General features: G+C 72.7%; 8 protein-coding genes. 5 read left to right on the top strand and 3 right to left on the bottom strand.

Annotated features, from left to right (window positions below):
• Nucleotides 1-3 precede the first annotated feature (3 nt).
• The 4 genes from fxsT to PH203_RS31725 all read left to right on the top strand — a co-directional run bounded on the left by fxsT (nt 4) and on the right by PH203_RS31725 (nt 7628).
• Complete coding sequence (fxsT, locus tag PH203_RS31745) at nt 4-4002, top strand: FxSxx-COOH system tetratricopeptide repeat protein (RefSeq protein ID WP_289924305.1); 3999 nt, start codon at nt 4-6, stop codon at nt 4000-4002.
• 113 nt (nt 4003-4115) lie between these two features.
• A complete protein-coding gene (locus tag PH203_RS31740; protein ID WP_289924303.1) occupies nt 4116-5387 on the top strand; it encodes an FxsB family cyclophane-forming radical SAM/SPASM peptide maturase in 1272 nt (423 codons plus the stop codon).
• Nucleotides 5384-7222: an AAC(3) family N-acetyltransferase gene (locus tag PH203_RS49755; protein WP_354671283.1), complete on the top strand. Its 1839-nt coding sequence runs from the start codon at nt 5384-5386 to the stop codon at nt 7220-7222. Before PH203_RS31740 ends, PH203_RS49755 begins: the two co-directional genes overlap by 4 nt.
• Nucleotides 7223-7337: 115 nt before the next feature.
• Entirely contained in the window at nt 7338-7628 is a 291-nt protein-coding gene (locus tag PH203_RS31725; RefSeq protein WP_289924302.1) for a hypothetical protein, read from the top strand.
• Between the two features lie 3 nt (nt 7629-7631).
• Here PH203_RS31725 and PH203_RS31720 read toward each other — a convergent pair whose 3' ends face one another.
• The 3 genes from PH203_RS31720 to PH203_RS31710 all read right to left on the bottom strand — a co-directional run bounded on the left by PH203_RS31720 (nt 7632) and on the right by PH203_RS31710 (nt 10605).
• Nucleotides 7632-8282 carry a hypothetical protein gene (locus PH203_RS31720; protein WP_289924301.1) on the bottom strand — a complete coding sequence of 217 codons (651 nt, stop codon included), beginning with the start codon at nt 8280-8282 and terminating at the stop codon, nt 7632-7634.
• Nucleotides 8283-8407: 125 nt separating this feature from the next.
• Complete coding sequence (locus tag PH203_RS31715; protein WP_289924298.1) at nt 8408-9106, bottom strand: GntR family transcriptional regulator; 699 nt, start codon at nt 9104-9106, stop codon at nt 8408-8410.
• A 143-nt stretch (nt 9107-9249) separates the two neighbouring features.
• Nucleotides 9250-10605 carry an aspartate aminotransferase family protein gene (locus PH203_RS31710; RefSeq protein ID WP_289924297.1) on the bottom strand — a complete coding sequence of 452 codons (1356 nt, stop codon included), beginning with the start codon at nt 10603-10605 and terminating at the stop codon, nt 9250-9252.
• A 337-nt stretch (nt 10606-10942) separates the two neighbouring features.
• On the opposite strand from PH203_RS31710, the gene PH203_RS31705 reads away from it, so the two are divergent.
• A complete protein-coding gene (locus PH203_RS31705) occupies nt 10943-13258 on the top strand; it encodes a protein kinase (protein WP_289924295.1) in 2316 nt (771 codons plus the stop codon).
• Nucleotides 13259-13308: the final 50 nt, after the last annotated feature.

Raw genomic sequence — 13308 nt, 5'->3', positions numbered from 1 at the left:
ACGATGACCGCTGACACCGAGGCGCGACGCGAGGGCAAGATCGTCACCTTCTACTCGTACAAGGGTGGAACGGGACGGACCATGGCGCTGGTCAACGTCGGCTGGATCCTGGCCAGTCAGGGGTACCGGGTGCTGCTCGTCGACTGGGATCTCGAAGCCCCGGGCATGCACCGCTATCTGCGGCCGCTGCTCGTCGTCGATTCCGAACTGCGGTCCACGGACGGCCTGATCAACATGGTGCAGGCCTATGTCGGGCGGGTCATGGGCTCCGGCCGCCCGGACCAGCCGGCCGCCGAACGGGGCGCGGAGCCCGCCGTCATGGACGAGGAGGAGCTGCGCGCCTGCGCCGACCCCGGCCCCTACACCACCGGCCTGCGGCTGAGCCTGCAGCGCGGCGGGCGTCTCGACTTCCTGCCGGCCGGCCGCCAGTCCGCCGCCTACTCGGCCGCCGTCACCAGCTTCAACTGGCACTCGTTCTACGAGCGTCTGGGCGGCGGTTCCTTCCTCCAGATGCTGCGCCGCCGGATGATCGAGGAGTACGACTACGTCCTCATCGACAGCCGTACCGGGGTCAGCGACATATCCGGGATCTGCACCATCCTGCTGCCCGACATCGTGGTGGACGGCTTCGTGCTGAACCACCAGAGCATCGAGGGCGGTATCGCGGCCGCCGGCTCGGTCGCCGCGTCCGCCCCGCGCCCGATCCGGATCCTGCCGGTGCCGATGCGGGTCGAGAACGCCGAGCAGGAACTGCTGGACCAGGGCCGCGACTCCGCCCGCGCCGGGTTCGCGCCGTTCCTGTCCTGGCTGGCGGAGGAGGACCACGCCCGGTACTGGGGCGAGGTGGAGATCCCCTACAAGCCGTACTACGCCTACGCGGAGATACCGGCGACCGTGCGGGACCGGCTGCTGCAGAAGGACTCGCTGCTGACCGCGTTCGAACGGCTCACCGCGTGGATCACCGACAACGACGTGCAGTCCCTGGAGCCCCAACCGGCCGAGGAACGCAAGCAGTTGGCGACGGAGTACCTGCGTGACCCACGCGCCGTGCCGCCGCGGATGTACGTCAGCTACGCGCCGATCGACCGGATGTGGGCCGAGTGGGCCGCCGCCCATCTGGAGAGCGTCGGCTACCAGGTGTCCCTGCACAGCGCCGCCGAACCCGTCACGGGCACCCCGCCGGAGGCGACGGACGTACTGGAGCGACGCGGCCGGCTGCTCGCCCTGCTCTCCCCCGAGTACCTCACGCTGCCGCGGGCCCGGAGCATCGCGCAACGGCTGCGCGAGGTCCAGGCCGGCGGCGGCCCGGCGCTGCTGCCGGTGCGGGTCCAGGAGACGGAGGCCTCCGCGGACGGCCCGTTCGGCGACCGGGCCGCCCTCGACCTCACCCGCAGGCAGCCCGACGAGGCCGCCGTGCAACTGCTGCTGACCGTCGGAGCGCCGTCGGGCCGGCGGTCGTCGGAGACCGACACCCCGCCTCTGGGCACGGTCGTTCCTCCTTACCCGGGCGACGCGCCGGCCGTGCAGCGCGTCCCCTCGCGCAACGTCTCCTTCACCGGCCGCGGTGCTCTCCTGGACCATGTCCGCGACGGCTTCACCACCGGGCCCGCACCCCGGCCCCAAGTGCTCTACGGACTGGGCGGGATGGGCAAGACACAGGTCGCCCAGGAGTACGCCCACCGCTTCAAGTCCGCCTACGACGCCGTGTGGTGGGTGAACGCCGCGCAACCCGGCCTGATTCGCTCCGGACTCGCCGAACTCGCCCCCGACCTGGGCCTGGAGCGGGGCGAGGACATGTCCGGCACGGCCGACGCGGTGCTGCGGGCGCTCAGGCGCGGCGAGCCGTACGACCGCTGGCTGCTGGTCTACGACAACGCCGGGCGCCCTGAGGAGCTCGCCGAGCTCATCCCCGAGGGGCCGCCCGGCGGACATGTCCTGATGACCTCGCGCGACCGGGCCTGGGTCAACAACGCGGGCCTGGTGGAGGTCGAGGTGTTCCAGCGTGGGGAGAGCGTCCAGCTGCTGCGCCGGCTCAACCCCGGTCTGGCGAAGGACGACGCCGAGCGGGTCGCCGAGGAACTGGGCGACCTGCCGCTGGCCGTGGGCCAGGCCGCCGTCTGGCTCAGCGAGAGCAGCATGCCGGTGACGACCTACCTCAGCTCGCTGGGCGAGCGGCTCACCGAGGTCCTGCGCAACACCCGGCTGCCGGACCGGGACTACCCGCACTCGGCCGCGGCGACCTGGCTCCTCGCGCTGGACGAACTGCGCCGCGTGAACCGGGCGGCGGCCGAGATGCTGGAGATCTGCTCCTTCTTCGGCCCCGAACCCATCCCCCAGGCCCTGCTCTACGGCAGGGCCGTCACCCAGGCGCTGACGCTCCCCGAGGGGGAGCCACGCGACGAGATGGCCATCGCACAGGTGGTCCGGGCCATCAACCGGTTCGGTCTCGCCAAGAGTGACCAGAGCAGCGAGACGCTCACCGTCCACCGGCTGGTGCAGGCCGTCATCCGCGACCAGGTGCCCGACGAGCGCAAGCCGGACCTGCGGCGCGTGGTGCACACGGCACTGGCCGACGCCCGGCCGGGCGACCCGGACCGCACGTCCGACTGGAAGGTCTACGACCTGCTGCTGCCGCACCTGGCACCCTCCCGCGCCTACCGGAGCGCCGACCCCGAGGTGCGGGCGTGGATCACCGACTCGGTCCGCTACCTGTGGAAGCGGAGCCTGCACGGCGCCGCGCACGACCTGGCGTCCCAGACCCTGGAGCGCTGGCGCGACCTGGGCATCAGCCGTGAGGGCGACGCCCAGACCCTCATCCTGCGCATCCAGCTCGGCAACGTCCTGCGCTCGCTCGGCCGGCTGGGGGAGGCGTACGAGTCCGACCGGGACACCCACGAGAAGCTGCGCCTCAGCCGGGGCGACGAGGACGCCTACACCCTCGCCGCGGCCGGCAACGTCGCCGCCGACCTGCGGGAACTGGGCCACTACCAGGAGGCGCGCGAGCTGGACCGGCAGACGCTGCGGGCGGCGCGGCGCGCCCTGGGCGACGACCACAAGCGCACCCTGATGTACCTGAACAACCTGGCCCTGTCCGAATACCTGGCGGGCGACCGCCGCGCCGCCCTGGACCTGCACCACAGCGCCTGGCGGCAGCAGAGCGAGATCCACGGCGCCAACAGCATCAACGCGCTCTCCTCGGCCAGCAACTACGCCCGCGACCTGCGGGAGACCGGACGGCTGCGGGACGCCCTGGAGCTGCTGGAGGGCACGGTGGCGCGCTACCGGGAGACCCTCGGCGAGGACCACGTCGAGACCCTGCGCGCCCGCAAGAACCTGGCGGTGGCGCTGCGCAGGAACGGCGAGTACGAACGCGCCAGGGAGATCGACGAGGACATCCGCGGCCGGTACGTGGCGGATCTGGGCCCGGACCACCAGGACACCCTCGCCGCCGCCTCCAGCCTGGCCAGCGACCTGGCGGCGCTCGGCGAACCGGCGGGAGCCCTGGAACTCGCGGAGCGGGCGATGAACCGTTACCGCGACTACCTCGGCGAGATGCACCCGGTCACCCTGGCCTGCGCCAACAACGTGTCGGTCTATCTGCGTCTGGTGGGACGTACGGCCGAGGCGCACGACCTGGTGGACCAGGCGCTGAGGGGGCTGCGCGAGGTGCTCGGCGAGACCCACCTGTACACGCTCGCCTGCACCATCAACCACGCCAACGAGCTGGTGCGGGAGGGCGATCTCGACGGCGCCGCCGCGCAGGAGCGGTTCGTGCGCGAGCAGTTGGAGCGGCTGCTCGGTCCCGAGCACTACGACACCATCGGCGTCACCTCCAACCTCTCGCTCACCCTGCGTGCCGCGGGCCGGACGGAGGAGGCCGACCAACTGGCCGAGGAGGCCCGGCGCAACGCCGTGCGCACTCTCGGCGAGGACCATCAGACCACCAAGGCGGTGCGGTCGGGACAGCGGCTCGACTCCGACATCGAACCGCCGACGACCTGATGCGTACCCGCCCTGTCCGCCGGTCCGTCTGCCGTTCCCCGCACGGCATTTGGCGGGAATGACGGGTTGTAGGATGCCGCTTCACCACTGTCGCACCCGAGCGATCGAGGCCCATGGACGCCACCCGGCCCACGCCTTCCGAGCCGTGCGGACCGCGAGAGCGGCCGCCTCACGCGACGCTGCCCTTCCGCCAGTTCCTGCTGAAGGTCCACAGCCGCTGCGACCTGGCCTGTTCCTACTGCTACATGTACGAGGCCGCCGACCAGAGCTGGCGTGGGCGGCCTCGCCGTATGGAACTGGAGACCGTGCGGCGCACGGCCCGGCTGATCGCCGAACACGCCCGGCACCACCGGCTGTCGACGGTGCAGCTCGTGCTGCACGGCGGGGAGCCGCTGCTGGTCGGTGCCGAGCATCTGGAGGCGATGCTGCGGGTGCTCGCCGACGAGGTGGCGGCGGTCGCCGAGCTGCGGGTGACCATGCAGACCAACGGGGTGCGGCTGGCCGAGGACCCGGCGCTGCTGCCCGTGCTCGGCCGGTACGGGGTCCGGCTCGGCGTCAGCCTGGACGGGCCGGCGGCCGCGCACGACCGCCACCGGCTGCGGCCGGACGGACGCGGCAGCCACGCCGCGGTCGCGCGGTCGCTGCGGCTGCTCACGGAGGGACCGTACCGGGAGCTCTTCGCGGGCCTGCTGTGCGTGGTGGACACGGCGGCCGAGCCGCTCGCCACCTACGAGTCCCTGCTCTCCTTCGCCCCGCCCCGCATCGACCTGCTGCTGCCGCACGCGACCTGGGCCGCGCCGCCCCCGGGCCTGGCCGAGCGCACATCACCCCCGACCACACCACCGGGACCGGCCGCGCCCGGCCGGACCGTGCCGTACGGGGAATGGCTGCGGGCCGTCTTCGACCGCTGGTACGACGCCCCCCGCAGGGAGACCGGTGTGCGGCTCTTCGAGGAGATCATGGCGCTGCTGCTGGGCGGCACCTCGCGCAGCGAGGCGGTCGGGCTGACCCCGGTCGACCTGGTCGTCGTCGAGACGGACGGGGCGATCGAGCAGGCGGACTCGCTGAAGGTCTCCTATCCCGGGGCCCCGGCGACCGGCCTCGACGTGTTCCGGCACACCTTCGCGGACGCGGCCGCGCACCCGGCGTTCCAGGTCAGACAGCGCGGGTTCGCCGGGCTCGGCCCGGTCTGCCGCGCCTGCCCGCGCGCCCGGGTCTGCGGCGGCGGCCTGTACGCCCACCGCTACGCCCCCTCCGGCGGCCCCGGCTTCTCGACCCCGTCGGTCTACTGCGCCGACCTGGCCCTGCTCGTGGACCACATCGCGAACCGTCTGCGCCACGACGTCACCGAGCTGACCGCACGACGACGGGAGGCGGTCCGGTGACCGGCGGGCGGGAGCAGGCGGCCGCCGCCGGACGGCATTTCGTGCCGCCGCATGTCTTCGGGGCGCTGGCGCGGGCCCGTGGCGGAGCGGAGGCCGTGGCGCTGTTGCGGTCCGGTCAGCTCAGCAAGCGGAAGCTGCTGGTCCGAGCGCTGCACCGGGCGGCGGAGCGCCGGGGACCGGCCGCCGCCGGGCTCGGCACCGTCTACCCCCGGCTGCTGGACCTCGGCCGCCGGGACCCCGGCGCATGGCGGGCCGTCATGCTCCACCCCTATCTGGACGAGGGGCTGGCCCGCGCGCTGGTGGTGCTGGAGCGCGGCGAGGAGATCGAGCCGGCGTGGCTCACCTGGTGGGAGCGGCTCCTTTCCGGCGCGCCCGGTGCCGCCTGGCCGGTCGTGCGCGCGGAGTGCGACGGCCAGGTTCTCCAGCTGCGGCTCGCCGACAGCGGTCCCTTCCGCGACGCCCACGGGCACACACTCGACGGCCCCCTCACCGGGGAACGCACCCGGCACTGGGAGAAGGCCCTGTCCGCCGCCTGGGAGGTGCTCGTACAGCGGCACCCCTGGCACGTCCGCCCGCTGGCGTCCGCTCTGACCACGCTCGCCCCGCTGCGCCCCGGCCTCGACGGATCCGCGGTCAGCTCGGCCGCCCGGCGGGCCTACGGTGCCGTCGCCGCCTCCTTCCAGGAGGACCCCGTCCTGCTGGCGCTGACCCTCGTGCACGAGTTCCTGCACGTCCAACTCGGCGCCCTGATGGACCTGTTGCCCCTGCACGGCCCGCCGACCGGGGTACGCCACCACGCTCCCTGGCGCCCGGACCCGCGCCCGATCGGCGCGCTGCTGCAGGGCACCCACGCGCACCTCGGCGTGACCGATTTCTGGCGGGCCGAGCTCGCGGTCGGGGGACGCCGTGCCCGGCGCGAGTACGACATGTGGCGCGGGCACACCGACGCCGCCGCGGGCACGCTCCTGGACAGCGGCGAACTGCTGCCCGCGGGCGTGCGGTTCGTGACCGAGACCCGCGCGGCCCTGCGCCGCCCGACGCCCCCGCCGAGGATCGCGCGGACCCGGGGCGCGCTCGCCTCCGAACTCCGCGACCTCGGGCTGCGGCCGGGGGACACCGTGCTGGTGCACGCCTCGCTGCGCACGCTGGGCCCGGTGGCCGGCGGTGCGGAGACGGTCGTCGACGCGCTGCGCGAGGTCCTCGGCCCGGACGGCACGCTGGTGGCGTACACCCAGACACCGGACAACTCCGATCCCTCCCGCTGGCACCTGACCCGCGGCTACTCCGTGCCGGAGGAGCACTGGGCGGGGCTGCGGGCCCGGATGCCCGCCTTCGACCCGTCGAGCAGCCCCGGTTTCGGCGTCGGCGTCCTTCCGGAGGCCGTACGGACCCGGCCCGGCGCGCTGCGCAGTGCCCATCCGCAGAGCTCCTTCACCGCGCTGGGCCCCCGGGCCCGTCACATCACCGAGGGCCACGCGCCCGACTGCCACCTGGGCGAGCGGTCACCGCTGGCCCGGCTGGAGCGGCTAGGCGCCCGGGTCCTGCTGCTGGGTGTGGGGTACGACGTGTGCACGGCCTTCCACCTCGCGGAGTACCGGGTACCGGGGCGGCCGCAGGCACCCTACGCGTGCGTGGTCGCCGACGAGCGGGGGCGGCCGGTCTGGTACCGCTACCACGATGTCACCCTCGACGCCTCGCCGTTCGCCGAGCTGGGCCGGTCCTACGAGGCCACCGGCGCGGTGTCGACGGGCCGCGTCGGCGACGCGCGCTGCCGGCTGCTGGATCTGGCCCCGGCTGTTGCTTACGCCACGGAGTGGCTCGGGGCGCGGGCCTGACTGTTCGGTCCGTCCCGCCGGGCATGAGGGCGTCGTCCACCCGGACGGACAAAGCGGGCTTATGGATTTACGCTGTACACGTACGTGCATCTTCGTGGCGAAGAAGGTGACTGCGATGCGCGTGATGCTGAAGGCGACCCTGGACACCGACAAGGCGAACGAGGTCCTGCGGAGCGGGAAGATGCAGGACCTGCTGGCGGAGACCCTGGAGCACATCAAGCCGGAGGCGGCCTACTTCGGGCCCGAGGGCGGCCGGCGGACCTGTTTCCTCGTGTTCGACATGAAGGAGAGCTCGGACCTGCCCCCGGTCGGTGAGCCGTTCTTCTCGCACCTCAACGCCAAGGTCGAGGTCTTCCCGATCATGAACCTCGACGACCTGAAGAAGGGTCTCTCCCAGCTGCGCTGACCCTCAGCTGAAGATGATCATCGACCCCTGCGCCAGACTCCGCGTCGCCGCCGCGTGCAGGCCCAGCCAGACGTGGCGCTCCCGGGCGAAGGGGCTGGGGTCGTACGGCGCGGGGACGGCCGGTTCCTCCAACTCCGTGGGGCCGAGCGGCGGCTGGGGCGGGGCCGGGGGGTTGGCGGGGTCGATGCCGATCGCGGGGGCCACCAGCTCCAGCTCCCGCAGTAGGGACTGGGAGGAGCCCAAGGGGCCGCCGCCGGCGAGGAGTTCGTCGTTGGCGAGCGGGTGCGGGAAGTCGACCGGGACGTACGCGCCCGCGTGGTCGTAGTGCCAGACCAGATGGGACTGCTGGGCCGTCGTCTCGAACATCTCCAGCAACTGCTCGTAGTCGCCGCCCAGTTCGTCGACCGGGGTCACCGGCAGCCCGCAGACCTGGAGCAGATACGCGCGGCGCAGGAAGTGCAGGGCGTCGTAGTCGAAGCCGGCCACCGGGGCGACCTCGCCGGACAGCCCCGGCATGTACTGGTACACCGGCACCGGCGGCAGCCCGGCCTCGGCGAGCACCTTGTTGTATTGCGCGAGTTCCTCGGCGAACGGGTTGTCGGGGGTGTGGCACAACACGTCGACGAGCGGTACCAGCCACAGGTCACAGGCCAAAGAGGGCTCCTCGCATAGCACGGTGTAGCGAAGTGGTCAGGGAAGAGTAATCGGTACGGCGGGTCGTGGCTTCCCCCTGGGCGCGTCCAGATGGTCCGCCGCAGGTCCCATACCCACCCTCCGGCTCATTGACCGGCCAGTCGCTCGACCACCGTCAGCGAATGGGTGTTGTACGCGGAGACGATCTCCCGCGCCGCCGCGGTGTCCCGTGCCACCAGGGCGTCGACCAGCGCGGTGTGCTCGGCCCACAGCTCCCCGCGTAGATCGGTGAGGCGGCGCAGATGCTGGACCGCGCAGACCCAGGACTGCACACGCAGCCGGTGCAGGAAGTCCGAGAGGTAGGGATTGCCGAAGACGGCACCCAGTTCGCGCCAGAAGCGCAGGTCGTAGCCGATCAGTACGGTGATGTCGCCCGCGGCGGCCGCCCGCTGGGCCTCCTCACCGCGCCGCCGCACCCCGGCGAGGGCGGCCAGCACACGGGAGTTGTCGGGATCGTGGACGAACCCCTGGTGGCCGCCTTCCAGCGCGTGGAACATGCCGTCGATGACCAGACTGCGGGCCTCGATGATGCCGCGGTAGTCGGCCAGGGAGTACTCGTGCACACGGAAACCGCGATGCTGGTCGGCCTCCAGCAGACCTTGAGCGGAGAGATCCACCAGCGCCTCGCGCACGGGCGTCGCGGAGACCCCGTACTGCTCCGCGATCTCCTTGACCGTGAACTCCTGACCCGGCTGGAGCCGCCCCGCGAGCACCTCGTCGCGGAGCGCGTCGGCGATCTGCTGCCGCAGGGTGTTGCGGGTGACGGCGCCGTTGCTGCCGGGCATGGTCGGGCCTCTCCCTGATGGCGGTCGGGTGGCGTACGCGTACACGTCTCTGCGTCTATGTCTACGAGCACGCCACCTTACGCGTTCGGGCGTTCGCGGTGTTTACCCGCGTAGCGTCCGTCACAGGGAGGAAACGCCCACGGCTACTCCGTGTGCTCGTCCGCCACGGAGAGCGCCGCGTCGAGCGCCGAGAGACCTTCCTTCAGCTCCGCCTCGGTGACGTTGCACGGCGGCACCACATGGGTGCGGTTCATGTTGATGAACGGCCAGATGCCGTGCTTCTTCGCGGCGGCCCCGAACGCCAGCATCGGGGCGTTCGCCTCACCGGCCGCGTTGTACGGGACCAGCGGCTCGCGGGTCTCCTTGTTCCTGACCAGCTCAAGCGCCCAGAACATGCCGACACCGCGCACCTCGCCGACGGAGGGGTGACGCTCGGCGAGCTCGCGCAGGGCGGGTCCGAGGACGGCGGCGCCCAGGTTCTTGGCGTTCTCGACGACACCCTCCTCCGCCATGACGTTGATCGTCGCCACGGCCGCGGCACAGGCCAGCGGGTGCCCGGAGTACGTAAGGCCGCCGGGGTACGGCCGCTTGCCGAAGGTCGCCGCGATCTCGCCGGAGATGGCGACACCGCCGAGCGGCACGTATCCGCTGTTGACGCCCTTGGCGAAGGTGATCAGGTCGGGGGTCACGTCGAAGAGGTCGGCGGCGAACCACTCACCGGTCCGCCCGAACCCGGCCATGACCTCGTCCAGGATGAAGACGATCCCGTACTTGTCGCAGATCTCGCGGACACCGGCGAGGTAGCCGGGCGGCGGGACCATGATCCCGGCGGTGCCGGGGATCGTCTCCAGGATGATCGCGGCGACGGTGCCGGGCCCCTCGAAGGCGATCGTCGTCTCCAGGTGATCCAGGGCCCGTGCGGTCTCCTGCTCCTCGGTCTCGGCGTAGAAGCGCGAGCGGTACAGGAACGGCGCCCAGAAGTGCACGACACCGGCGGCGGCGCTGTCGGAGGCCCAGCGGCGCGGGTCGCCGGTGATGTTGACGGCCTGCTGCGTACCGCCGTGGTACGACCGGTACGCGGAGAGCACCTTGGCCCGCCCGGTGTGCAGCCGCGCCATGCGCACGGCGTGCTCGACGGCGTCGGCACCACCGTTGGTGAAGAAGATCTTGTCCAGGTCTCCGGGCGTCCGCTCGGCGATCAGCCGGGCCGCCTCCGAACGCGCCTCGATCGCGAAGGCGGGCGCGAACGTGGACAGGGTCGCGGCCTGCTCCTGAACCGCGGCGACGACCTTCGGGTGCTGGTAGCCGACGTTGGTGTAGACGAGACCGCTGGTGAAGTCGAGGTACCGCTTGCCGTCGTAGTCCCAGAAGTACGACCCCTCCGCGCCGGCGACGGCGAGCGGGTCGATGAGCTCCTGCGCGGACCAGGAGTGGAACACGTGGGCACGGTCCGCGGCCTTCACGGCGGCGCCGACCTCGGGGTTTGGCTGAGGGGTCATGCGCCCGAGCGTAAATCTCCGCGCTACGGAAGCGACATCGGCGTCCTGTCTGCGGACGGCGCCTTTCCGCGACAGGTTGTCGCGCTTGGCGCCGGGGACGGGGTGGGGTGGGGGTGATTGGCAGATCTGTTCCAGACCCGATCTCGGCCACCTGCGGTTTTGCTCTTCGGGCGTGGAACGGATCTGCCAATCACCGTGACGGGCCGCCGGCAGTGGAGAGCGGAAGCTCCGTTACGGAACCGTCGACGGGGGGCGCTCACCTCGGCGTATGGCCGCACTATCGTGGGCTGTTGTACGGGGGGCACACAGGTACGGGGACGTCGGGGGTGGGGCTGCGGTGGAGAAGCTGGGGGCCGGGGATCCGCAGCGGATCGGCGCGTGTCGGCTGCTGGCGCGGCTCGGGGCCGGGGGGATGGGGCAGGTGTACCTCGCCCGCTCGGACCGGGGCCGGACCGTCGCCGTGAAGCTGGTGCGCGAGGAACTGGCCCAGCAGGAGGAGTTCCGCGCCCGGTTCCGGCAGGAGGTGCAGGCCGCCCGGCAGGTCGGCGGCCACTGGACCGCACCCGTCCTCGACGCCGACACCGAGGCCGCCGTGCCCTGGGTCGCCACCGGGTACGTCGCCGGGCCCAGCCTCCAGCAGGTCGTCGGACATGATCACGGGGCGCTGCCCGAGCGCTCGGTGAAGATCCTCGCCGCGGGCCTCGCGCACGCGCTTAAGGACATCCATGCTGCGGGGATCGTCCACCGGGATCTGAAGCCCTCCAACGTGCTGGTGACGATCGACGGGCCGCGGGTCATCGACTTCGGGATCGCGCGGGCGCTGGAGACGGTGACGGACGGAGGTCTGACGCGGACGGGCGCGCTCGTCGGCTCGCCCGGCTTCATGGCCCCCGAGCAGGTGCGGGGCGACCGGATCACGCCCGCCTGCGACGTCTTCTGCCTGGGTTCCGTCCTCGCGTACGCCGCCAGCGGCAAGCTTCCCTTCGGCGCCGGGGGCAGCGGGGTGCACGCCCTGATGTTCCGGATCGCCCAGGAGGAACCCGACCTGGAGGGAGTGCCGGAGGGCCTCGCCGATCTCGTACGGGCCTGCCTGAAGAAGGACCCGGCGGCCCGGCCGAGCCTGGACCGCGTCCTTGAGCGCATCGGGGCCGGGGACACGGTGTCCGGCGGCCGCTCACGCGACCCGTGGCTGCCGAGCGCGTTGGTTGCCCAACTCGGGCGGCACGCCGTGCAGTTGCTGGAGGCCGAGGACCCGGAGAACACGGAGGGTGGGGCTGGGCTGTCAGGGGCGGCGGGGCTGGCGGGCGGGGCGGGTCCGGCGGGTCCGGCGGGTCCGGTGGGTCCGGCTGGCCGGGCGGGTCCGGTGGGCGTGGTGGGCATGGCAGGGGTGTCGGGCTCGACCGGCTCGCCTGGCTCGCCTGGCGCGGCGGGCATGGCTGGCGTGTCCGGCGCGGGCCGCTCGCCCGGCTCGGCCGCCTCGACCGGTGAGGCGTCCCCCGAGCACGCTCCTGCCGCCGCCGAGGACGCCTCCGTACCGCCTTCGCCGGGGCAGCCCGGGGCGGGGGAGCCGCTGAACCACCAGCCGACGCTCGTCGGGCAGCAGGGCGAGGTGATGCCTCCGCCGGGGCCCCAGCAGACGCCCGCGCCGGGTCGCGCACAGACTCCGTCGGGCCGGGCACAGACTCCGTCGGGTCGCGCACAGACTCCTGCGAGCCATGCGCAGACTCCGCCACCGGCCCACCCCGCCTACGGCTACCCCCAGCAGCCCCTCCAACCCCAGGAACCCCACCAGCCCCACCAGCCCCAGCAACACCCTCAGGCGCCCGCAGCGCCCCCGGCTCACGGCCACCCGCAGCAGCCGTGGACGCCCGGAGCCCCGACGCCGTACCACCCGTACACCGGCGGAGCCGCCGTACCCGGCCAGCCCCCGCCGTACGGTCCCGGCTCGACGCCGCCCTACGGTCCCGGCTCGACCCCGCCGTACGGCCCCGGCCCCACCCCGCCCTACGGCCCTGGCTCGACCCCGCCCTACGGCGCCGCCGCCCCCTACCCCCCGCACCTGCACCCGCAGTCAAACCCCCCGCGCCGCAACTCCCGTTCCACGATCGCGCTCGTCGCCGTCGCGCTGGTCGTCGCGCTCGGCGCGGGTGGCTCGGTCTACGCGCTGATGAGCAACGGCGGCGGTGAGGACGACAAGGGCGGCGGGGGCACGCCCACGGCGACCGCGCCCACCACCCCCGGCCCGACCACCGACGCGCCCTCTCCGTCCCCCTCCCTCTCCACCCAGCCGTCCACTTCCACGCCCACGGACGGCACGGTCCCCGCCGACTACCTCGGCACCTGGACCGCGACGATCGACAACGCCGAGGGCTCGCACACCCGCCAACTCACCCTCCAGGAAGGCGAAGTCGGGGACACGGTCCTCTCCCTCGTCGCCGACGGCCCTGACTACCACTGCGTGTTCGAGGCGGACCTGGCCGAAGAGCCGGCCGCGGACGGCCCGTTGCGGATCGGCCCGTCCACCGTGACCGTCGGAGAGCCCGCCTCCTCCTGCTCGCCGGGGGCCGCCACCGAGATCACCCTCCTCCCGAACGGCACCCTGGAGCGCGTGAACACCGGCAACGGCGAGAAGCTGACGTACACGAAGCAGTAACCCGAACACCCCCTGCCCGTAAGGCGGTTGAGCTCGCACAGCCGTACGTT

The organism is Streptomyces sp. S.PB5, from assembly GCF_030403745.1.
Classification (GTDB): Bacteria; Actinomycetota; Actinomycetes; order Streptomycetales; family Streptomycetaceae; genus Streptomyces.
This window is presented reverse-complemented; position numbering and strand designations above follow the sequence as displayed.

What these genes read in the sequence shown, in the direction of transcription:
- PH203_RS31725 (WP_289924302.1), top strand. Translation starts at nt 7,338, where the DNA reads ATGCGCGTGATGCTGAAGGCGACCCTGGACACCGACAAGGCGAACGAG.
- PH203_RS31740 (WP_289924303.1), top strand. Translation starts at nt 4,116, where the DNA reads ATGGACGCCACCCGGCCCACGCCTTCCGAGCCGTGCGGACCGCGAGAG.
- PH203_RS31715 (WP_289924298.1), bottom strand. Translation starts at nt 9,106, where the DNA reads ATGCCCGGCAGCAACGGCGCCGTCACCCGCAACACCCTGCGGCAGCAG.
- fxsT (WP_289924305.1), top strand. Translation starts at nt 4, where the DNA reads ATGACCGCTGACACCGAGGCGCGACGCGAGGGCAAGATCGTCACCTTC.
- PH203_RS31710 (WP_289924297.1), bottom strand. Translation starts at nt 10,605, where the DNA reads ATGACCCCTCAGCCAAACCCCGAGGTCGGCGCCGCCGTGAAGGCCGCG.